This is a genomic window from Embleya sp. NPDC056575, assembly GCF_042793325.1.
GTDB lineage: Bacteria > Actinomycetota > Actinomycetes > Streptomycetales > Streptomycetaceae > Embleya.
Window position 1 is genome coordinate 52763 of record NZ_JBHTVA010000014.1, and the last position, 21577, is coordinate 74339.

Sequence of the window (21577 nt, forward strand, 5' to 3'; positions counted from 1 at the left end):
CTGTGTGGCGTTTGTGGGCGGTTCAGCCCGAGACCACCGCGCGCAGGCTCTCCTTGAGTGAACCCATCGTGGCCAGCACGGCCGTCGGCTCGTAGCCGCAGTGCGCCATGCAGTTGTCGCAGCGCGGGTCCTTGCCCCGACCGTAGTTCTCCCACTCGGTGTCGGTGAGCAGCTCCTTGTAGCTCTGCACGTAGCCGTCGCCCATCAGGTAGCACGGCTGCTGCCAACCGAGCAGCGAGTAGGACGGGATCGCCCACGGCGTGCACTCGAAATCGCGCTTGCCCTCGAGGAAGTCGAGGAACAGCGCGGAGTGGTTGAGCCGCCACTTCTTGCGCTTGCCGCCGGAGAAGGCCGCCTTGAACAACGCGCGGGTCTGCTCGACGCCGAGGAAGCGGTTTTGCACCGGCGCCTTCTCGTAGGCGTATCCGGGGGAGATCTGGATCCGGTCGACCTTGAGGTCGTCGTTGAGGAAGTCCAGCACGTCGACGATGGTCTCGGGGGAGTCCGTGTTGAAGAACGTGCTGTTCGTGTAGACCTGGAATCCGGCCGCCTTGGCCATCCGGATCGCGGCCACGGCCTCGTCGAAGACGCCGTCCTTGGCCACCGCCTGGTCGTGCTTCTCGCGCAGGCCGTCGATGTGCACCATCCACGCGAAGTTCTTGTTCGGCTTGAACTTGTGCAGGTGCTTGGGCAGCAGCACCGCGTTGGTGCAGATGATCACGAACTTCTTGCGCTTGAGCAGTTCCTCGACGATCAGGTCGATCTGCTTGTGCATCAGCGGTTCGCCGCCGGCCAGCGAGACCATCGGGGCGCCGCACTCCTCGACCGCCGCCACCGCCTGCTCCACCGACATGCGCTTGCGCAGCACGTCGTGCGGCTGCTGGATCTTGCCGCACCCGCCGCACTTGAGGTTGCACGCGAAGAGCGGCTCGACCTCCACGATCATCGCGAACTTGTCCACGCGCTTGATCTTCTGCTTGACCAGATGCGTACCGATTTTCACAGCCAGATTCAGCGGCAGGCCCATGACCGTCGCACCTCTCTATCCCCGTACCCGGGGGCGTCGGCGTCCGCTGAAACCGTGCTCGGCGTGGCGTCGTTGCCCGGGGGCGCCCGATGATGACAACATCTTCAACATACAGGCTGTACGTCACGTGGGGGTTGTATGGCGGTCACGCGTCGGGCACAACATGTCGCAGACACCCGTGCGGCTCTGCTGGCCGCCGCCCGCGAGTTGTTCGCGACCCGGGGCTACGCACAGACCGGTACCGAGGAGATCGTGGCGCAGGCCCGGGTGACCCGGGGTGCGCTCTATCACCACTTCAAGGACAAGGCCGACCTGTTCCGCGCCGTGATGGAGACCGTCGCGGCCGAGGCGGCAGAGGCGCTCGTAGCCCACGAGATGAGTCATGCCCAGGACCATCCGAGTGAACCTTGGGATCAGTTGCGACACGGGTTCCAGTCGTTCCTGGATGTGTGTACGACCGGGGACTTCCAGCGGATCGTGCTGGTGGACGGCCCGGCGGTGCTGGGGCCCGGGTCGTGGGACGCGCTGGTGGACGAGCACGGGCACGGGTTGCTCGCGGCGTGGTTGCGGCAGGCGATGGACAACGGCGAGATCGACGAGTTGCCGGTGCCGCCGCTGGCTCGGCTGCTGGCCTCGTTGATCTCGGAGGCGAGCCTGTACACCGCGCGTGCCGCAGATCCGGCGGTGGCGCGGCGCGAGGTGGGGGAGGTCATCGACCGGGTGTTGGCGGGGTTGCGGAAGAGCTGAGCGGGGGCGGGTCCGTCGCGGCCGGGGTGCGGGGTGCGGGGCGGTCATCGGGAAAGGGTGGCGGTCATCACGGCCTTGGCGATCGGGGCGGCGAGGCCGCCGCCGGTGATGTCGGCGCGGTCGGCGGCGCCGTCCTCCACGACGACCGCGACGGCGACGGCGGGCTTCGCGTCGGGGCTCGGCTTGGCGTATGCGATGAACCACGCGTAGGGCACGGCGCGGTTGTGCTCGCCGTGCTGGGCGGTGCCGGTCTTGCCGCCGACGATCGCGCCGTCGATCCGGGCGTTGCCGCCGGTGCCGGTGGTGACCACGTCCTGCATCATGCGCTGGAGTCGGCGGGCCACCGACGCGGGGACGGCACGGGCCAGGGTCTGCCGTTCGGTGCCGCGTACGGTGCTGCCGTCGTCGCGGGTGAGCCGTTCGACCAGGTACGGGCGCATCACCTCGCCGTCGTTGGCGATGCCGGCGGCGACCATCGCCATCTGGAGCGGGGTGGCGCGCGTGTCGAACTGGCCGATCGAGGACAGCGCGGTCTGCGGTCGGTCGGGGCTCTTGGGGAACACGCTCCGGGTGACCGCGACCGGGATCCGCAACTTCGGGTCGTCGAAGCCGAAGGCGGTGGCCTGACGGCGCATCACCTCGGCGCCCATGTCCACCCCGAGCTTGGCGAAGACCGTGTTGCAGGACACGGTCAGCGCGTAGCGCAGCGAGGCGTTGCGGCAACCGTCGGCCTCGTTGCCGAGCAGGGTGTGGGTCTCCGGCAGCGGATAGGGGTCGGGGGTGGTGGTCGGCTCGTCGGGATCGGACACCGTGCCGGAGGCGAGCGCGGCGGCGGCGGTGACCACCTTGAACGTGGAGCCGGGGGGATAGGTCTCGCGCAGCGCGCGGTTGAGCATCGGCCGGTCGGGGTCGCCGTCGAGCGCGGCCCACGCGGCGCGGGCGGCCTTGTTCGCGCCGGCCACCGTGCCCGGGTCGTAGGACGGGGTGCTGACCAGGGCCAGGATCGCGCCGGTGGTGGGGTCGAGGGCGACCACCGCGCCCTTGTTGCCGGTGCTCGCGAGGCCGTTGAACGCGGCCTGTTGGGCGGCGGGCAGGATGGTGGTGGCCACGTTGCCGGCGGCGGCGCGCCCGCGGGTGACGGCGGTGATCACCGGCCAGGCGCCCAGGCGCGGATCGGTGCCCGCGAGGATGTCGTCCTCGACGCCCTCCAGGAGTGAGGTGCCGTAGAGCTGGGAGGCGTAGCCGGTGACCGGGGCGTAGAGCGGGCCGTCGGTGTAGCTGCGTCCGTAGGCCAGGTCGAAGGATTCGGCCGTATGTGGCGATCCGGTGATCGGCGCGTCGGCCACCAGGATGTCGCCGCGCGGTTGTTGGTAACGGATGATCTGCGGACGGCGGTTGCCCTCCATGTGGTCGTAGGTGTCGGCCTTGTGGGCCTGCACCCAGGTCGCGTTGCCGAGCAGCGCGAGGAGCAGCAGCAGGCAGAATCCGGCGGCGCGTCGGGCGGTGACGATCACGCGCGCACCTCCTCGGGCAGGGGTACGGGTTCCTCGATCGGCGCGAGCGGGCGGCGGCCCCGGTCGCTGATCTTCATCAGCAGGGCGATCAGGGCCCAGTTGGTGACCACGGACGAGCCGCCCTGGGCGAGGAAGGGCATGGTCATGCCGGTCAGCGGGATCAGCGCGGTCACCCCGCCGGCGACCACGAACACCTGGATCGCCAGCACGGCGGACAGCCCGTAGGCCAGCAGCGAGCCGAACGCGTCCGGCGCGGTCAGCCCGGCCCGGAAGCCGCGGGCGACCAGGAGCGCGTAGAGCACCAACAGCGCGGCGATGCCGGTGAGTCCCAACTCCTCGCCGACGGTGGCCAGGATGAAGTCGCTCTTGGCGGCGAACCCGACCAGGATCGAGTGGCCCAGGCCGAGCCCGGCGCCGAGCAGACCGCCGGCGGCGAAACAGAACAGCGACTGGGCGAGTTGCCCCGGGCCCAGGCCCGCGTGGATGCTCGCGAACGGGTCCAGCCAGTTCTGTACGCGGCTGTGCACGTGAGGTTCGGCGGAGCCGACCGCGAACGCGCCCAGGGCGATCAGGATCAGGCCGACCAGGATCCAGCCGATCCGGGCGGTGGCCACGTAGAGCATCACCACGAACGCGCCGAAGTAGAGGACGGACGTGCCCAGATCGCGCTCCAGGACCAGGATGCCGACCGAGGCCAGCCACACCGCGAGCACCGGTCCCAGGTCGCGGCCGCGGGGCAGGTTCACGCCGCAGAACCGGTGCCCGATCATCATCAGCGTTTCGCGGGTGCCGGCGAGGTAGGACGCGAAGAAGACGACCAGGATGATCTTGGCGAACTCGCCGGGCTGCAACGAGAACGCGCCCAGTCGGATCCACACCTTCGCGCCGTTGATGGCGGGGAAGAAGACCGGGACGATCATCAGGAACAGCGCGACGGCGGCGGCGAGATAGGCGTATTTGCCCAGGGAGCGGTGATCGCGCACGGCGATCATCACGGCCGCGAACAGGATCACCCCGATGGCCGACCACACCAGTTGCGAGGACGCGGCCTGCACCTTCGGCGTCTCCAGGTCGAGCCGGTAGATCAACACCAGTCCCAGGCCGTTGAGCAGGGCGGCGATCGGCAGCAGCACCGGATCGGCGTAGGGCGCGAAGAAGCGGACCAGGATGTGCGCGATCAGGACCAGCAGGCCCAGCCCCAGGCCGTATTTCGCGGTGTCCGGGGGGATCGAGCCGTGCCTGGCCAGGCCGACGTTCGCGTAGGCGAAGACCGGGACCAGGACCGCGAACACGAGCAGCAGGAATTCGGTGTTGCGCCGCGTCGGCGGCAGGGGCTCGCCTGCCGCCGTCTTGCGCCGCCGCCATCTGGACATGCGCTCTGGAGTTCCCACAAGTGACCGTGGGTAACCGGAGTGTCGCGGTGGTGGAGGTATCGCGGTGGTGACAGCGCTGTGATGGCTACAGCGCTGTCGTGCTTACACGTCGCGCCGGCGGAACAGCGTCACCGCCGCGACCACCGCCGCGATCGCCCACGACGCCATCACCACCACGCCCGGCCACGGGGCGAGTTCGTAGGCGTTGAACTCGCGCAGTCGCATGATGCGTTGCCCGGCCTTGTCCGGCAGGAACCTGGCCACCTCGCGCACCCCGGGTATCGCGGTGAGCGCGGCCGTGCCGAGGAAGATCAGCGGGATCAGCAGGCCCATCGAGGCCATCGGGGTGCGCAGCACGAAGGTGACGCCCGCGCAGATCACCGCGAGCAGCACCAGATAGACCACCTGACCGAATGCCGTGCGCCAGGTGGCCGCGGCGGTCAACGAGATGTCGCCGGCGGGCATCAACAACCGGGCCGCCAGAGTGCAGGTCAGACTCGAGGCGATCGCCGTGACCAGGGCCACGGCGGTGATCACGGTCAGCTTGGCGGCGGCGAAGAGCCGCCGGTCGGGCACCGCGGCCAGCGAGGCGCGGATGGTGCCCGCGCCGTATTCGCCCGCCACCGCCAGCACCGCGAAGGCCACCAGTGCCAGTTGGCCGAAGTTGACGCCGTAGTGCACGAGGGTGAACGCGTCGTATTCGGCGCCGTCCTCGCGGCGTTGGCCCTCGGCGACGAACGCGTCGACCAGGGCGCTCACCCCGGCGATCGAAAGCACCGCGGCCAGGGGCAGCCAGCGCGTCGACGGCACCGAGCGGAGCTTGATCCACTCCGCCTCCAGGGCCGCCGCGAAGCTCGTCCTGGGCACACGCGTTGCCCTGGTCTCCCGCGTTTTCGTGGTTTCCCGCGTTGCCGTGGTCATCACCGGCCACCTCCCACATACTGCTCGTGTCCGGCGGTCAGCCGGAGATAGACGTCTTCCAGGGACGGTCCGTCGCCGACGAAGTCGGTCAGTGTGGCGTCGGCCAGCAGCCGCCCGCCCGCGATCACCACCAAGTGGTCGGCGGTCAGCGCCATCTCGCTCATCAGATGGCTGGACACGAAGACCGTGCGGCCCTCGGCGGCCAGCGAGCGGATCAGCTCGCGGATCCACCGGATACCCTCCGGATCCAGGCCGTTGACCGGCTCGTCGAAGATCAGCACGCCGGGGTCGCCGAGCAGCGCGGCGGCGATGCCCAGGCGCTGGCGCATCCCCAGCGAGTAGGTGCCGGCGCGGCGGTGGGCCGCGTCGGTCATCCCCACCTGCGCCAGCACCTCGTCGACCCGCGACCTCGGTATGCGGTTGGACCGGGCCAGGTAGAGCAGGTGGTCGTAGCCGCGCCGGCGCCGGTGTACCGCCCCCGCGTCCAGCAGGGCGCCCACGTGGCGCAGCGGGTCGGGCAGCTCGCCGTAGGCCCGGCCGTCGATGGTGATCCCGCCCGAGGTCGGGCGGTCCAGGCCCAGGGCGATCCGCATCGTGGTCGACTTGCCCGAGCCGTTGGGGCCGAGGAAGCCGGTCACGGTGCCGGCCGCGATCTCGACGTCGAGGTCGTCGACGGCGAGGACGTCGCCGTAGCGCTTCGTCAGGTTTCGGATGCGGATCATCTGTGGTGCTCCCCGGGCCGGTCGGGCCGAGTCGATGCGGAGGGTGTCGGGCCCGAAGACCTCGTCGACACCCGGTGGTCGCCGCCCGGTTGCTGCGGTGCCTCAAGACTGCGACCCGGGGACCTCGGGCCGGATCCCCCAACCGTGGGGACGGCCTCCCCCGGGCGGGGGAGGGCGGCGCCGGGACGACCCTGGAGGATGGCGGGGTGTTCCGCATCGTTTCGTCCCGCAGCTCGCCGCGCGCCCGGCTCCGGCGCCTCGCCCGGCCCCTGGTCACGGCCGCCACCTACACGCGTGGCTTCCACCTGTTCACGGGCCTGCTCCTGGGCGTCGCGGTGGCCATGGTCTATCCCGGTCTGGAGGGCGGCGGGCTCGGCCATCGCGTCGCGCTGCTGGCCATGCCCGTCCCGATCCTGACCGCGTTCGGACTGATCGCCGAGGCGCGCCGGTTCGAGGGGTTCCAGGCCCGGCTGCTGCTGCGCCCCGGCGACGAGAGCGACATCGCGGTCACCCGGTCGCAGACCTGGCCCGACCGCTGGCGCACGGCACTGTGGCTGGTGTTGCGGGTCGAACTGGGCTGGCTCGGGCTCGCGCCGGCGGCGTCCGCGATCTTCACCGCCGTGGCGATGATCGGGTCGCCCGCCACCGATGACGGTCTGGCGTTCGACGGGGCGAGCTTCCCGGGCGGCGCCGCGCACTGGTGGCTGGTCCCGCTGGGCCTGACCGTCATCGTCGTGGCGCTGGCCTACCTGGTCGGCGCGGGCCTGCTGCTCACCGTGCTGGCCAAGCGGCTGCTCGGGCCGTCCGCGAGCGAGAAGCTGGCCGCCCTCGAACGGCGCACCGAGCAGCTGCTCGAACACAATCGGCTCGCGCGCGAACTGCACGACTCGATCGGCCACGCGCTGTCGGTGACCGTGCTCCAGGCGGGCGCGGCGCGGCAACTGCTCGACACCGACCCGGTCTTCGCCGACCGGGCACTGGACGCGATCGAGGTGACCGGGCGGCAGGCCCTGGAGGACCTGGAGCGCATGCTGCTGCTGTTGCGCGACGCGCCGGAGCCGGCCGCCCCCCGACCCGGGCTGGCCGAGTTGAAGGTGCTCGCCGACACCACGCGCGGCGCGGGCGCCCCGGTCGAGGTGCGGGTGCTGGGCTCGCTCGACGCGGTGCCGGCGGTGATCTCGCGCGAGGGCTACCGGATCGTGCAGGAATCGCTGACGAACGTGCTGCGGCACGCCGGTCCGGTGCCGGTCGAGGTCACGGTGGCGGTGCACGACCACGAGGTCGAACTGACCGTGCGCAACGACACTCCCTCGGCGGAGGCGGGGCGGCGGGGGACCGGCGGGGGCGGCGGCAGCGGGCTGCGCGGCATCCGCGAGCGGGCCGCGCTGCTGGGCGGCGAGGCCACCGCGGGGCCGCACGACGGCTACTGGCGGGTGCATGCCCGGCTGCCCCTACGGTGGGCGTCGTGACGATCCGGATTCTGCTGGTGGACGACAACGAACTGGTGCGGGCCGGCCTGCGGGCCGTCCTGGCCGCACAGCCCGACTTCGAGGTGGTGGGCGAGGCCGGCGACGGCGCGGGGGTGCTCGCGCTGGTCCGCTCGCTGCGCCCGGACGTGGTCGCGATGGACGTACGGATGCCTCGGGTGGACGGCATCCAGGCCACCCGCGACCTCCTCGCACACCTCGATCAGCCGCCCAAGATCCTGATCATCACCACGTTCGAGAACGACGAATACGTCTACGAGGCGCTTCGGGTCGGCGCGCACGGCTTCCTGCTCAAGCGGGCCCGCCCGGCCGAGATCACCGACGCGGTGCGGACGCTGGCCACGGGGGATTCGCTGCTGTTCCCGGCCAAGCTGCGCGCGTTGACCGAGCGTTTCGGGAAGACCGCGCGCAGCGACGCGGTGGCCCGGGCCAAGCTGACCGATCGTGAGGCCGACGTGTTGCGGGCGATGGCCCGCGGATTGAACAACGCCGAGATCGCCGCGGAGTTGTACCTGGGCACCGAGACGGTCAAGAGCCATGTGAGCGCGCTGCTGGCCAAGCTGAGCGCGCGTGATCGCACCCAGGCGGTGATCGCGGCCTACGAGTCGGGGTTCGTCGCGCCGGGCTGACCCCGGGGCGGGGGCGGGCGGCGGGTCGGGAGGTTGCCGATCGCGACTCGGGAGGCAGGCGGGCGGCAGGCGTCATACAAGAGCGATTTTCGTACCATGTGTGACCTCTTGCGAGGGCGCTCGTTGGCCACCGTGCGCACGGCCCCGCACCCCATCGCGGGCGTCGACCACGGCGCGGCGAGAGGGGACCCATCACATGCCACGCGGCGGTCACGAGAGCGTGTCCGAACCGGCGGCCGAGCCCGTCCGGGAGCTCGGAAGCGAATCGAGCATCGGGGGTCGGGCGCGCCGGGCCCGGGCGGGCCTGGCCGACCTGTGTCGGCGGCGGCTCGACGGGCGCGCGGTGCACCGGACCGAGGCCCTGGTGGTCGGCCGCTATCCCGAACTGGTGCGGCTCGCCTACCTGATCCTGCCGCCCGGCCTGGAACGGCACCGCCGGGTGCTCGCGGCCCACGCCCTGGTCCAGGACGCACTGCCCGGTCGGTGGCGCGACGTCGGGCGTCGACCGGGTGCGGCGGGGATGGGTGACGCGGAACTCGTTCGGCTGCGGATCGTGCGCGGCGCGCTGCTGCGATGTCGGTCCACCCGGCGGTGGGCGGCCAGACCTGCGGCGCTGCCGCAGGTCTGGGGGCTGCGCCTGTTCCCGCCGACCGGCGCCGCCGACGAGCCGGCGATCGAACAGGCGCTGGGCCGACTGTCCGGGCCGGGGCGGGCGGCCTACGTGTTGCGGGCGCTCGAAGGTCTCGATCCGGTCGGGGTGGTCGAACTGCTGCTGATGGCCGGCGTCGAGGACATCGCGAGCGCGGAGGCCGAGGCCGACGCGCTCGCGGCCGGCCCCGCGGCCCGCGCCGACGGGCCCGGATCGGCGGGGGAGCGACTGCTGCACGCCGCCCACTTCGACCCGTGCACGCTCCGGGCCACCCCGTCGGACCTGCTGCGCCGACGGCGCCGGAGGCGTGCCGTGCTGGGTGCGCTCGCAATCGCGGCGGTGCCGGCCGGCCTCGTTCCGTATGTCGGCGACGCGACCGAGTCCGGCGCCCGCGTCGCGCCCGCCGCCCGGGTCGTGGTCGAGCCGCCCCGGATGGTCCCGGCCGACGCCTGGACCACCACCACCCGGCTGGACTTCGACGTCTGGTCCACCCGAGGGACGCGCGCCGACGACCAGGCGCTGACCCGGCGTGCGGTCCGGGCCTGGTTCGAGCCCGAGGCCGGCACCGTCGTCGCGCTCGGACAGGGCGCCGCTGCCGGCCCGCCGATCGGCCTGCCGCGCCTTCTGTACGCCGGCGACGTCGAGGGGGCCGCGGTGGTCCTGCTCACCGACGGTACGCGCCTGGCCCGCTACACCGAGGAGCGCGGCGGCCACCGTCTCGACGTGGCCGCGGCCGACGACTCGGACGCCCGCTCCGCCTCTGCCGTGGTGCTGCACCGGGGCGTGGCGGGCGTGCGGATGTTGCTCGCACCGTGGGTGGACGAGGCGGCGACGCGGGATCTGCGCCGACCCGACGACAAGAGCAGGCCGCTGTCGGTCACCGACGGAACGACCGCCCCGATGCCGGATCCGGACACGGTGGCCAAGGGCTGCGCGACGGTGCCGGTGCTCGAACTGGTGTCCAGGCGGGCCGCCGACGGCCACCCGTACCTGCTCGCGGACCTGGGCGAGGTGTCCGCGACCCACCTCACCTACATGCCGCCGCCGGAGTTCGCGCACACCGGCCGGCCGGCGGAGGCGGCCTCGACCGAGCGGGCGCTGACCGCGTGGTCACGCACGGCCTGTGTGCTGGAGACGCTGCGCGGGCGGGGCCTGCGACTGGTGGACAACTGGGAGTTCGCGCACTTCGACCTGCCGGAGGCGGCCGGGGAGGGCATGTGGTCGTGCGTGCACGCGTTCGACCGTCGGGGTGGCGGCGACGTCGTGGTCCAGTTCCTGCCACCCGGGGCCAACGCGGCCGGCGCGCAGACCGTCGAGCGGCTCGCCGATTCGCCCGCGTGCAGCCGTTCGGCCAACGACATCGTCACCGCCACGTGGTGGCGCGCCCGATCCGGCACCTGGTACCTGGTCGCGGCCGGCAGCCGGGATGTGGTCAAGCTGACCGCCTCCGCCCCCCTCACCGGCTCGGCGGACGCTCGCCAACTGATCCTCAAGTCCCCCGGCGCCACCCCGAACACCACGGCCCGCCCCCAGGTGATGGCCACGCTCAAGTCGGGCGGCACCATCAAGTCGCTGACCTGATCGGGAGGCGACCGGCGCGGCACCCGACCGGGTGTCCACCCGCCGCGCGTCCGCCACCGACCCGACCACCACGACGGTGCCCACCCCCCCGGACACGACCACGGCCACTCGTCGGACGTCGAGGCACCAGGCCGCCCGCGTGCCAGGCCGTTCGCCGGTCGCCTGCCCGCCCGTTGGGCTGCCGGCTCGCTCGCTGCCGGCCCTCCCGCTCGCCGACCGCCCGCGCGTAAGGAGCGCGCGTCGGCGGTCGGGTGCCGATTCGTCGCCCGGCTGTGGTGCCTGTCGGTCGGGGCCCGGGTCGGGGGTTCGGGGCTTGCGGAAAAGTGATATCACTTTGCTATAGTGGTGATGACAGGTTGGTCGAGTGGGGAGTGGACGTTGTGAGTGATTTCGGGTCCGGGGCCGTCGTGGAGATGCCGGCGCCTCAGGTGCGGGAGCGGGTGGTGACGGGGGCGGCCGGGTTGCCCGCGTTGGTCGTGGGGGTGCTCGGTATCGCCGGGGGCATCGGGTTGACCGTGGTCGGCGCGCTCCTGGACGACGGGCAGAAGGTGGCCGCCGTCACGAGTGGGATCGTGATCATCGTCCTGGCGCTGTTCGGGCTGTGTGGACTGACCACCGTCGCGCCCGGCGAGGCGCGGGTTCTTCAGCTGTTCGGGCACTACAAGGGCACGTTGCGCAAGGACGGGCTGCGCTGGGTGAACCCGTTCACCGACCGCACCAAGGTCTCCACCCGGATCCGCAACCACGAGACGCAGACCGCCAAGGTCAACGACAACGACGGCAATCCGATCGAGATCGCCGCGGTCGTGGTCTGGCAGGTCGAGGACACCGCGCAGGCCAAGTTCGAGGTGGACGACTTCGAGGAGTTCGTCGCCATCCAGACCGAGACCGCCGTGCGGCACATCGCCAACAGCTACCCGTACGACGACCACGGCCAGGGCGGCATGTCCCTGCGCGACAACGCCGACGAGATCACCGGCAAGTTGTCCGCCGAGATCGGTGCCCGGGTCGCCTCGGCCGGGGTCAGCGTGGTCGAGTCGCGGATCACCCGGCTCGCCTACGCGCCGGAGATCGCCCAGGCGATGTTGCGTCGCCAGCAGGCGGGTGCGGTGGTCGCGGCCCGGCAGCGGATCGTCGAGGGCGCGGTGGGCATGGTCGAACTGGCGCTGAACCGGCTCGAGGAAGGCGACCTGGTGGAACTCGACGACGACCGTCGGGCGGCCATGGTCAGCAACCTGCTCGTGGTCCTGTGCAGCGACCAGGCCACCCAGCCCGTGGTCAACACGGGTTCCCTGTACGCATAGTCGGTCCCCGTGACCGAACGCAAGAAGATCCTGCTCCGGCTGGACCCGGCCGTGCACGACGCGATCGCCAAGTGGGCGGCCGACGAACTGCGCAGCACCAACGCCCAGATCGAGTTCCTGCTGCGCCGTGCGCTGGGCGACGCGGGGCGGATGCCGGGCAATGCCGGGCGACCGGCCCGACGGGGCCGCCCGCCCAAGTCGGCTCCGCCGGCCGGCTCGGCCGCCGATTCCGATACCGATTCCGATTCCGATACCGAGCCCGGTGGAGGCGACGGTGGCGATCGAGGCGACCCTGGCACTCCTGGTCGGCGCGGCGGCGACGGTGGCGACCCTGGCGACGTCGAGACCGCGCCGTGACGACCACCTCGCGGGCCATCTCGCAGGTCACCGCACAGGCGGAGGACCGAACCACCATCCCGGAGACGATCCGACGCCCCGGCGCCGAGGAGGTCGACATGCACGCGACACTGCCCCAACGAGTGTTCCTGCTGGCCTACAGCCCCGAACGGCAACGCATGCTGAGCCGCACCCACCTCGGGGCGACGCTGCAGGCGGCGGCCCTGTACGAGCTCCACGACCTGGGCCTGATCCGCGACGACGCCGGCAAGGTCCGGGCGACGTCGGGGCGGACGGGGCGGGCCGGAGCGGCCGTGCCGCCGTGTGAGCTGGCGGCCGACCTGCTGGCCCGGATCGAGGCGAGCGAGCGGGCGCACCGCTGGCGGTACTGGGTGAAAAAGCGTGACGGCAAGGCCGTCGACCGGGTCGCGGACTCGCTGGTGCACGACCGGGTGATCCGGCAGGAGACGCGCCGCCTGTTCGGGCTCATCCCGTACCGCCGGTTCGTGCTGCGGCAGGCACCGATGCGCGTCGCGGCGGTGAACGCGATGCGGGCCGCGCTCAAGGGCCGGGTCGCCGAGGTGCCCACTCCGGACGCGGCCCTGGCCGTACTCGCCTACCAGGGTGAACTGCGCACGGTGCTCGGCGGTCGGGAACGCCGGGAGGCGAAGAAGCGGATCAACGAGTTGTCGGCGCCTCTCGGCCCGATCCCGGACGCGCTGCGCGTGGTGGTACGGGACGCGAAATCCGGGGCCGCCGGCTGAACCGGCTTGACGGTGTCCGTAGTGTCGGGGAATGACCTCCCGCACCACCACCGGCGTGCCCGCGCGCCCGCATCCCGCCCTCGCCGACCGGCTGTTGCCGGGGCCGCGAGGGCGTGCGGTGTTGCTGGTGCTCGCGAGTGCGTGCTCGATCCAGTTCGGCGCCGCGTTCGCGGCCCGGCTCTTCCCGCAGGTCGGACCGGCGGGCGCGGTCACGCTGCGTCTGGTCATCGCCGCCGCGCTGCTGCTCGCCTTCTCCCGGCCCCGGGTGCGTGGACGCTCACGCGGCGACTGGCTGGTGGTGGCCGGCCTGGGCGTGATGTTCGCGGGCATGAACATGTGCTTCTACGAGGCCATCGACCGGCTCCCGCTGGGACCCGCGGTCACCCTGGAGTTCCTGGGCCCGCTCGGCCTGGCCGTGGTGTTGTCCCGCCGATTGCGCGACATGGTGTGGATCGTGCTCGCCGCCGGCGGCGTGCTGTTGCTCGGCGGCGGCGGATTCGGCGGCCTCGACCCGGTGGGGGTGGTGTTCATCCTGGCCGCGGCGGCCTGCTGGGCGGGCTACATCGTGGTCGCCTCGAAGATCTCCGCACGCTTCGACGGCATCGAGGGCCTGGCCCTGGGCTTCGTGGTGGCCGCGGTGCTGGTGACGCCGCTGGGTGTGGCGACGGCCGGCTCCGCACTGGTCGAGCCCAAGATGCTGGGGTTGGGCGCGTGTGTCGCGCTGCTGTCCTCGGCGCTGCCGTACAGCTTCGAGATGCTGGCGATGAAGCACCTGCCGCCGGCCACGTTCGGCCTGCTGGCCAGCCTGGAGCCGGCCGTGGCCGGGATGGCCGGCTTCCTGGTGCTGCACCAGTCGCTGGTGCTCGTGCAGATCGCGGGCATCGCGCTGGTGGTGATCGCCAGCGCGGGCGTCACCCTGGCCCAGTCGCCCCGGGAGACCCGGCGGACCCGGCAGGCACGGCGGTCCCGGTCGACTCCGGGAATGTCCGATACACCCGGGCCCGGGCCCGATCCACGAGCAACTCCCGATGCAGGTGCCACCCCCACTCCGGCCGCAGCACCGGACGTTTGTGCGGAGTCACCACAACGAACGCCGTCGTGACCTCGGTCAGCGCGTAGGCCAGCGCCGGCAGCCGCGACTCGGCGAGCAGGTGCAGCGCGTAGCTGCACACCACGAGCGAATAGGTGCGCCCGGCCAGCGCGCCCGCCGCGATCTGCTCGAACCGCAACGGCTCGGCCGGCCGCCCGGTCCGCTCCAGGTAGGCATCGCCGGTGTACGGATCGACGCCGGTCACCTCCCGCGCGCCCAGGTCGCGCAGCGCCAGCGTGGCCTCGCCGCTGCCGCAGGCCAGGTCGAGGACCGAGGCCGCCAACCCGGGCTCGGCCGCGAACGGCCCGGTCAGCACCTCGGCCAGCACCGCCCGCACCCGCGGCTCGTGCGGGTTGCGGTACTCCGCCCCGTGGCGGGCGTAGAAACCCTCGGCGCCCAGTTCCTCGTAGGCGGGCCGGATCTTGTCCATGCCGTCGATTGTCCCCTCGCCGCCGTCCGTGCCGTCGGCCGCACCGGTGATTCGGCCGTATCGGTGAAACGGGGAGACGTCAGCGGCGCGGCGCGTACATGATCAGCGCCACGCCGACCAGGCACACGCTCGCGCCGGCCACGTCCCAGCGGTCCGGGCGGAAGCCGTCCACGACCATGCCCCAGGCCAGCGAGCCCGCGACGAACACCCCGCCGTAGGCGGCCAGGATCCGACCGAAATCGGCGTCGGGCTGGAGGGTCGCGACGAACCCGTACACGCCCAGCGCGATCACCCCGAGGCCCGCCACCCACCACGGCCGGTGTTCGCGCACGGACTGCCAGACCAGCCACGCGCCGCCGATCTCGGCGAGCGCGGCGAAGGCGAACAGGACCAGGGAGCGCGCGACGATCATGGACGTACCGTAGGGGCGAAGCGCGACGCGGCCGAACACCCGGCGCACGCGCACCGGGCCCGCCGGCCGTCCACGATCGTGGACGGCCGGTGAGAGCGGGGCCGGCGGCTCGGTAAACTCCCCGGTCGTGACGTCCCAGCCTGTGCGCAAGCCCCGCATTCCGAACGTTCTGGCCAACCGCTACGCCTCCCCGGCGCTGGCCACGCTGTGGTCCCCCGAGTACAAGGTGGTGCTCGAGCGCCGACTGTGGCTCGCGGTGCTGCGTGCCCAGGCCGACCTGGGCATCGACGTGCCCGAGGGCGCGGTCGCCGACTACGAGCGGGTGGTGGAGCAGGTCGACCTGGCCTCGATCGCCGAGCGCGAGCGGGTCACCCGGCACGACGTCAAGGCCCGGATCGAGGAGTTCAACGCCCTCGCCGGCCACGAGCACGTGCACAAGGGCATGACCTCGCGCGATCTGACCGAGAACGTCGAGCAGTTGCAGATCCGCTCCTCGCTCGAACTGGTCCGCGACCGGGTGGTGGCGCTGCTGGTCCGGCTCGCCGAGCTGTCCGCACAGTACGCCGAGCTGGTCATGGCCGGCCGCTCGCACAACGTCGCCGCGCAGGCGACCACGCTGGGCAAGCGGTTCGCGTCGGCGACCGACGAGCTGCTGGTGGCCTACCACCGCCTCGAGGACCTGATCGCCCGCTACCCGCTGCGTGGGATCAAGGGCCCGGTCGGCACCGCGCAGGACATGCTCGACCTGCTCGGCGGCGACGAGGACCGGCTGGCCGAGCTGGAGGGGCGGGTCGCCGCGCACCTGGGCTTCGAGCACGCGTTCGTGTCCGTCGGTCAGGTCTACCCGCGCTCGCTCGACTACGACGTGGTGACCGCGCTGGTCCAGTTGGCCGCCGCGCCGTCGTCGTTGGCCAAGACGATCCGGCTGATGGCCGGGCACGAACTGGTCACCGAGGGCTTCCAGCCCGGTCAGGTCGGGTCGTCGGCGATGCCGCACAAGATGAACACACGTTCGTGCGAGCGGGTCAACGGCTTCACGGTGATCCTGCGCGGCTACGCCTCGATGGTCGGCGAGTTGGCGGGCGACCAGTGGAACGAGGGCGACGTGTCCTGCTCGGTGGTGCGGCGGGTGGCGCTGCCGGACGCGTTCTTCGCGTTCGACGGGCTGGTCGAGACGTTCCTGACCGTGCTGGAGGAGTTCGGCGCGTTTCCGGCCGTGGTCGCGCGCGAACTCGACCGCTACCTGCCGTTCCTGGCCACGACCAAGGTGTTGATGGCCGCGATCCGCGGTGGGGTGGGGCGCGAGGCCGGGCACGAGGTGATCAAGGAGCACGCGGTCGCCTCGGCGCTGGCGCTGCGGGAGGGCGTCGAACGCAACGAACTGCTCGACCGCCTGGCCGCCGACGAGCGGCTGCCGCTGGACCGGGCCGCCCTCGACACGCTGCTCGCCGACCGGCTGTCGTTCACCGGCGCCGCGGCCGCCCAGGTGGCCGAGGTGGTCCGTCGGGTCGAGGCGGTCGCGGAGAAGCACCCGGAGGCGGCGAAGTACCGCCCGGGCGCGATTCTCTAGCGCGGGAGTTCGAAGGCACGCGCCAGGTCCAATCGCACCTGCCGCCGAACGGGCCGGGTCACGCGGGAATCCCTCGCATGCCCCGGCCCGTTCGGCGTTCGGCCTCACGGGCTCCTGGTCGCCCCGACGTCACGACGGCCGGCTCGGGCGTCGCGGTGGCGGCAGCACCGGCGGGCCTCATGTTCCGTCAAATACCACGGGGCCGCCCCGTCGCGGCGAGTCGGTCGGACCGCATCGGTTGTCCGTCGGGCGGGCGACCCGGGGCCGGGGATTGAAATGTGGTCTCGGCGGTCATGGTGGGGGGAGTCGTCGGGAGGAGTGGTGGGCGTGGGGTCGCTGTCGTTTCGGGAGGTGGCCGTCGTGTCCGGGGAGATCGCGGGGGAGTCCGGGCGGACCGCGAAGGCGGAGTTGGTGGCCGGGTGTCTGCGGCGGGCGGAGCCGGACGAGGCGACCGTGGTGGTCGCCTATCTCGCGGGCACGCTCACCCAGCGGCAGATCGGTGTGGGGCCCGCCATGCTGCGGGCGGTGCCGCAGCCCGCGGCCGAGGCGTCGTTGACCCTCCTGGAGGTGGACGCCGCGCTGGCCGCGATCGGGGCCACCACCGGTACCGGCTCGCAGGCCGCCCGACGGGCCGCGCTCGACGCGCTGTTCGCCCGCGCGACCGAGGTCGAACAGCGCTTCCTGATCGGGCTGTTGGTCGGCGAGGTACGCCAGGGCGCACTGGACGGGGTGATGGCGGACGCGATCGCCCGCGCGGCCGAGGTCCCGGCCACGGCGGTACGGCGGGCGCTGATGTTGCGCGGCGCCGCCGGACCGGTGGCCGCCGCCGCGCTGCACGGCGGCCGGGCCGCGCTCGATGCGCTCACCCTCGACGTCGGCCGCCCGGTGCGCCCGATGCTCGCCGCCGGTGCGCCGGACGTGGCCGGCGCGCTGGCCAGGTTGCGGGCCAAGGACCCCGCCGCCGAGGTCGCGTTGGAGTGGAAGATCGACGGCATCCGGGTGCAGATCCACCGCGACGGCGCTCGGGTCGCGGTGTACACCCGCAGCCTGGACGACATCACCCCGCGCGTACCCGAACTGGTCGAGGCGGTACGGGCGTTGCCGGTGCGTACCGCCGTGCTCGACGGCGAGGCGATCGCGCTGCGCCCGGACGGCAGGCCGCACCCGTTCCAGATCACCGCCTCCCGGACCGGGACCCGCGACGCGGCGCGGCTGCGGGCCGAGACGCCGCTGACGGTATACCTGTTCGACGTGCTGCACGTGGACGGCGAGGACCTGATCGACCACCCCGGCGCGGACCGCTGGGCCGCGCTCGCGGACCTGGCGCCGCCCGAACTCCTGGTGCCCCGGCTGGTCACCGGGGACGACGCGGCGGCGCGGGCGTTCTTCGCCGACGCGGTCGCACGCGGGCACGAAGGGGTGGTGGTGAAGTCCCTGGACACCCCCTACACGGCGGGTCGGCGCGGCGCCGGCTGGGTCAAGGTCAAACCGCGGCACACCCTCGACCTGGTGGTGCTGGCCGCCGAGTGGGGCCACGGGCGCCGGCGCGGCACGCTGAGCAATCTGCACCTGGGCGCGCGGGATCCGGGCGGGGACGGGTTCGTGATACTCGGCAAGACGTTCAAGGGACTCACCGACGAACTGCTCGCGTGGCAGACCCGGCGGTTGCGGGAACTCGAGGTGCGCCGGGACGACTGGACCGTGTGGGTGCGACCCGAACTCGTCGTGGAGATCGCCTTCGACGGGCTGCAGACCAGCACCCGCTATCCGGGCGGCCTCGCGCTGCGCTTCGCGCGGGTGTTGCGCTACCGGGAGGACAAGACGGCCGCGGAGGCGGACGACATGGACACGGTCCGGGCGCTCGCGGCCCGGGAGTGAGCGGTGCCGGCGGCCCGGGGGCGCCGACCGACCCGACGAGCGCCGCCTGATCGCGCGGACGGTAGAGGGCGTGCGCGTTGTCGTACAGGACGGCGGCGGCCAGGTCCGGCCCGACCGAGTCCGCGATCAGGTCGAGATCGGCGTCTTGGAACGGGCGGGGCGCGCGCGTCGAGGGCAGGTCGGTGCCGGCGAGCAGGGCCCGCGGGTCGACGGCGGCGACGGCGCGCAGCGTCGCGGATACGTCCGCGTCGAACCGGCCGAAACCGGTGGCCTTGACCCGGGCGCCGTGTTCGACCAGCCGCAGCAGATGCGGCAGCCCCTCCCGGGACAGGCCCAGGTGGTCGATGCTCACCCTCGGCAGCGCGGTCAACACCGGGAGCAGGTCGGGCAGATCGCGGGCGTCGAGGTACAGCTCGGCATGCCAACCGGCGATCTCGTGGACCCGGTGGGCGAGCCGGTCCAGGTGGTCGATCGTCGCCGAGCCGCCGCGCCGGACGTTGAACCGGATCGCCCGTACCCCGGCCGCGTCCAGCTCGGCGATCCGCCGGTCGGGGACGTCGGGCGGCAGCTGGGTCACCCCGACGAAGGCGGGGCCGAGTCGGTCCAGCGCGTCGAGGAGGTAGGTCTGATCGAAGCCCTGGAAGGAGCCGGACACCACCGCGCCGCCGGTCACGCCGAGCGGGACGGCGCGGGCCAGGTAGTCGGCGGTGGTGAAGGTCGGCGGCAGGTAGCCGTGGTTGGCGACGAGCGGGAAACGCGGGTCGACGATGTGCAGATGCGCGTCGAACACGCGACGAGCGGGCGATCCGGACACGGCGGTGCCTCCGTCGGCTGCGGGAACGCCGCATACCGTACCCGGGCGCCGGCCGGGCGTGGCGGATCCTCCGGCCGGAGAAGTTGTCGAATGCAACTAAGTTCTTCTATGGTTGTGGCAGGCAACGAAGTCGCCGCGGCGCGGGCGTACCACCGCCCGCGCACAGGAAGGAGCGAGCCGCCATGGCCACCAGGGAAGCCTGTCGGCACCTGCTCACCGAGTTGGAGGGCATCGTCGGCGTACACCGCGGCCTCGTCAAGGCTGTCCCGCCCGGCAGTCTGCCGCCCGGCTCCGCGGTCCTGTTCGTGCTCGGCCGCAGCGCCGAACCGCTGCGCGCCGGGCGCGTGGCCGAACTCCTCGACCTGGACATGTCCGTGGTCAGCCGACACCTGGCGCACCTGGTCGAACACGGCTGGGTGGCCCGCCGCCCGGACCCGCGCGACGGCCGGTCGGTGCTGCTCGGACTCACCCCTGAGGGGCGCGCCGTGGTCGACCGGGCCACCGAGAGCTGCCTCGCGGTGATCGCCGAGCGGCTGGCCGACTGGCCGGACGAGGACGCGGAGCGACTGTCCGAACTCCTGGGCCGGTTGAAGGCGGGCTTCGGGTCGAACGCGGGCTCCGGGGTGAAGGCGGGCTTCGGACACCGGGCCGAACCGGTGCCGACGGCCGTGTCACACTGACCCGCATGCCGAAGTCCGCCGCGGAACTGCGCGCGCATTTGGAGACCTTCTACGACGCGGTGCCCCGCCGGTTCACCCGCACCGAGGCGATCGGCGCGCTGACGCTGTTCGTCCGGGAGGGCGAAGGGTGGCCCTACTATGCCCGACCCACGCTCGGCGGCCTCGCCGAGCCCACCGTCGCGGACGTGCGCGCGGTGCGGGCGCGGCAGAGAGAGTTGAAAGTGCCCGAGACGTTCGAATGGGTCCACGAGAGCACGCCCGCGCTGCGGGCGGCCGCGATCGAGGCCGAACTGCATGTACACGAGCACCCGCTGATGGTGCTCGACCCGGACGAGCATCCGGTCGAGCGCCCGGATCTGCCGGACCTGGTGACGCTGCGGCGAATCCGCGCGGACGCCACCGACCTGGCGATCGTGCACAGCGTCGCGGCGGTCGGCTTCGCCAACCCCGGGACCGCGCCCGGCTCCGACGGGCCCGCCGAGCGGGACACCGCGGCGCTCGGCCAGGATCCGGGCCTGCTGTCCTACCTCAACGAGCGGCTGCGCAGCGGCGAGACGGTGATGTTCGCGGCGTACAGCCCGGCCGGACCGCTGTGCGTGGGCAGCTACCAGCACCTGTACGACACGACCGAGATCGTCGGCGTGGCCACCCTGCCCGCGGCCCGGCGCAGCGGCCTCGCGGCGGCGGTGACCTGGGAGTTGGCCCGGCACGCGCTGGAGGGCGGGAGCGAGACGGTGTTCCTGAGCGCGGGGGACGAGGACGTCGCGCGGGTGTACGACCGGATCGGCTTCCGCTCGGTGGGGACGGCGATGATCGCGGAGGCGCCGTGAGCCGGCGGGACGAGGCGCGGGCGGGCGCGGCGGGCGCGGCGGGCGCGGAGCAGGCGGGCGCGAAGACCGATGCCGCCGCGTCGATCGTGCTGCCGATCCCGCCCGGCCGCAATCCCACCGCCGACGAGTTGGCCGCCGCGCACGGTCGAAGCATCCCGGACGTGATCGCGCCGAACCTGCGGGTGCTGTTCTGCGGCATCAACCCGGGGCTCTGGTCGGGCGCCACCGGGCGGCACTTCGCCCGTCCCGGCAACCGGTTCTGGCCGGCCCTGTACGCCTCGGGCTTCACTCCGCGCCTGATCGAGCCCGCCGCGCAGCGCGAGTTGACCACGCTCGGCCTCGGCATCACCAACGTGGTGGCCCGAACCACCGCGCGCGCCGACGAGTTGACGAAGGAGGAGTACCGGGCCGGCGGCCTGGCGCTCACCGCGAAGGTACGCCGGTACCGACCGGCCTGGTTGGCGGTCCTCGGCATCGGCGCTTACCGCACCGGCTTCGGCCGCCCCAAGGCGGTGGTCGGCCGCCAGTCGGAGACGATCGACGAGACCGGAATCTGGGTACTCCCCAACCCCAGCGGTCTGAACGCCCACTGGACGGCCGCGGCCCTGGCCGAAGCCTTCACCGCCCTGCGCACCACGGCCTACCCGCCCGAGTAGGAGGACCGCGCGCGGGGGCGCCATCCGTGCCGCCCACCGTGTGCGGCGGCGACCGGGCGTCGTCGTGGGCGACCCGACCCGGGGTGGGCCGTCAATCGACCGGGTGGCATCACTCGGTTGGCGGTTACTTCGCGCCCTCCCGCGCGGTTGGGTCGACATGAAG

The 21577-nt window shown here is 72.6% G+C and carries 19 protein-coding genes and 2 pseudogenes; 13 read left to right on the top strand and 8 right to left on the bottom strand.

What is annotated here, in order from left to right:
* Positions 1-22: 22 nt before the first annotated feature.
* The gene (gene hpnH, locus ACFRCG_RS13415) at positions 23-1027 is read right to left on the bottom strand and encodes an adenosyl-hopene transferase HpnH (protein WP_380000692.1); all 1005 of its coding nucleotides are present in this window, start codon (positions 1025-1027) and stop codon (positions 23-25) included.
* Between the two features lie 138 nt (positions 1028-1165).
* On the opposite strand from hpnH, the gene ACFRCG_RS13420 reads away from it, so the two are divergent.
* Complete coding sequence (locus tag ACFRCG_RS13420; RefSeq protein WP_380000690.1) at positions 1166-1774, top strand: TetR family transcriptional regulator; 609 nt, start codon at positions 1166-1168, stop codon at positions 1772-1774.
* 44 nt (positions 1775-1818) lie between these two features.
* On the opposite strand, the gene ACFRCG_RS13425 is transcribed toward ACFRCG_RS13420, so the two are convergent.
* From ACFRCG_RS13425 to ACFRCG_RS13440, 4 genes are all read right to left on the bottom strand, one after another.
* The gene (locus ACFRCG_RS13425) at positions 1819-3288 is read right to left on the bottom strand and encodes a penicillin-binding transpeptidase domain-containing protein (protein ID WP_380031043.1); all 1470 of its coding nucleotides are present in this window, start codon (positions 3286-3288) and stop codon (positions 1819-1821) included.
* A complete protein-coding gene (locus tag ACFRCG_RS13430; RefSeq protein ID WP_380031045.1) occupies positions 3285-4661 on the bottom strand; it encodes an FtsW/RodA/SpoVE family cell cycle protein in 1377 nt (458 codons plus the stop codon). The genes ACFRCG_RS13425 and ACFRCG_RS13430 overlap by 4 nt, the downstream gene beginning before the upstream one ends.
* 102 nt (positions 4662-4763) lie before the next feature.
* Positions 4764-5582 (bottom strand): ABC transporter permease, encoded by an 819-nt coding sequence (locus tag ACFRCG_RS13435; protein ID WP_380031047.1) that lies wholly within the window; start codon positions 5580-5582, stop codon positions 4764-4766.
* Positions 5582-6304, bottom strand: coding sequence for an ABC transporter ATP-binding protein (locus tag ACFRCG_RS13440; RefSeq protein WP_380031049.1), 723 nt, complete (start codon positions 6302-6304; stop codon positions 5582-5584). The genes ACFRCG_RS13435 and ACFRCG_RS13440 overlap by 1 nt, the downstream gene beginning before the upstream one ends.
* A gap of 206 nt (positions 6305-6510) precedes the next feature.
* On the opposite strand from ACFRCG_RS13440, the gene ACFRCG_RS13445 reads away from it, so the two are divergent.
* The 7 genes from ACFRCG_RS13445 (at position 6511) to ACFRCG_RS13475 (ending at position 14156) form a co-directional block, all read left to right on the top strand.
* Positions 6511-7773 (top strand): sensor histidine kinase, encoded by a 1263-nt coding sequence (locus ACFRCG_RS13445; protein ID WP_380031052.1) that lies wholly within the window; start codon positions 6511-6513, stop codon positions 7771-7773.
* Positions 7770-8420 (top strand): response regulator, encoded by a 651-nt coding sequence (locus ACFRCG_RS13450; protein WP_380031054.1) that lies wholly within the window; start codon positions 7770-7772, stop codon positions 8418-8420. Before ACFRCG_RS13445 ends, ACFRCG_RS13450 begins: the two co-directional genes overlap by 4 nt.
* Before the next feature lie 196 nt (positions 8421-8616).
* On the top strand, positions 8617-10650 hold the full coding sequence (locus tag ACFRCG_RS13455; RefSeq protein WP_380031057.1) for a hypothetical protein: 2034 nt from the start codon (positions 8617-8619) through the stop codon (positions 10648-10650).
* A gap of 413 nt (positions 10651-11063) precedes the next feature.
* Positions 11064-11954, top strand: coding sequence for an SPFH domain-containing protein (locus ACFRCG_RS13460; RefSeq protein ID WP_380031245.1), 891 nt, complete (start codon positions 11064-11066; stop codon positions 11952-11954).
* Between the two features lie 9 nt (positions 11955-11963).
* Entirely contained in the window at positions 11964-12311 is a 348-nt protein-coding gene (locus tag ACFRCG_RS13465) for a hypothetical protein (protein ID WP_380031059.1), read from the top strand.
* Positions 12308-13054 (top strand): GPP34 family phosphoprotein, encoded by a 747-nt coding sequence (locus ACFRCG_RS13470; RefSeq protein WP_380031061.1) that lies wholly within the window; start codon positions 12308-12310, stop codon positions 13052-13054. Before ACFRCG_RS13465 ends, ACFRCG_RS13470 begins: the two co-directional genes overlap by 4 nt.
* 31 nt (positions 13055-13085) lie before the next feature.
* A complete protein-coding gene (locus ACFRCG_RS13475) occupies positions 13086-14156 on the top strand; it encodes a DMT family transporter (RefSeq protein ID WP_380031063.1) in 1071 nt (356 codons plus the stop codon).
* A gap of 16 nt (positions 14157-14172) precedes the next feature.
* Here ACFRCG_RS13475 and ACFRCG_RS13480 read toward each other — a convergent pair.
* Positions 14173-14574: pseudogene (locus tag ACFRCG_RS13480) on the bottom strand (class I SAM-dependent methyltransferase); the annotation flags it as partial.
* 79 nt (positions 14575-14653) lie between these two features.
* Complete coding sequence (locus tag ACFRCG_RS13485) at positions 14654-14986, bottom strand: YnfA family protein (RefSeq protein ID WP_380031065.1); 333 nt, start codon at positions 14984-14986, stop codon at positions 14654-14656.
* Positions 14987-15113: 127 nt separating this feature from the next.
* On the opposite strand from ACFRCG_RS13485, the gene purB reads away from it, so the two are divergent.
* Both purB and ACFRCG_RS13495 read left to right on the top strand, forming a co-directional pair.
* On the top strand, positions 15114-16556 hold the full coding sequence (gene purB, locus ACFRCG_RS13490; RefSeq protein ID WP_380000668.1) for an adenylosuccinate lyase: 1443 nt from the start codon (positions 15114-15116) through the stop codon (positions 16554-16556).
* Between the two features lie 327 nt (positions 16557-16883).
* Positions 16884-18434, top strand: coding sequence for an ATP-dependent DNA ligase (locus tag ACFRCG_RS13495; protein WP_380031067.1), 1551 nt, complete (start codon positions 16884-16886; stop codon positions 18432-18434).
* 70 nt (positions 18435-18504) lie between these two features.
* Here ACFRCG_RS13495 and ACFRCG_RS13500 read toward each other — a convergent pair.
* A pseudogene (locus ACFRCG_RS13500) lies at positions 18505-19248 on the bottom strand (amidohydrolase family protein); the annotation flags it as partial.
* 182 nt (positions 19249-19430) lie between these two features.
* Here ACFRCG_RS13500 and ACFRCG_RS13505 point away from each other — a divergent pair.
* The 3 genes from ACFRCG_RS13505 to mug all read left to right on the top strand — a co-directional run bounded on the left by ACFRCG_RS13505 (position 19431) and on the right by mug (position 21414).
* On the top strand, positions 19431-19928 hold the full coding sequence (locus tag ACFRCG_RS13505; RefSeq protein WP_380031070.1) for a MarR family winged helix-turn-helix transcriptional regulator: 498 nt from the start codon (positions 19431-19433) through the stop codon (positions 19926-19928).
* A gap of 5 nt (positions 19929-19933) precedes the next feature.
* On the top strand, positions 19934-20758 hold the full coding sequence (locus ACFRCG_RS13510; RefSeq protein WP_380031072.1) for a GNAT family N-acetyltransferase: 825 nt from the start codon (positions 19934-19936) through the stop codon (positions 20756-20758).
* 95 nt (positions 20759-20853) lie between these two features.
* Positions 20854-21414 carry a G/U mismatch-specific DNA glycosylase gene (gene mug, locus ACFRCG_RS13515; RefSeq protein WP_380031247.1) on the top strand — a complete coding sequence of 187 codons (561 nt, stop codon included), beginning with the start codon at positions 20854-20856 and terminating at the stop codon, positions 21412-21414.
* Positions 21415-21577 lie beyond the last annotated feature (163 nt).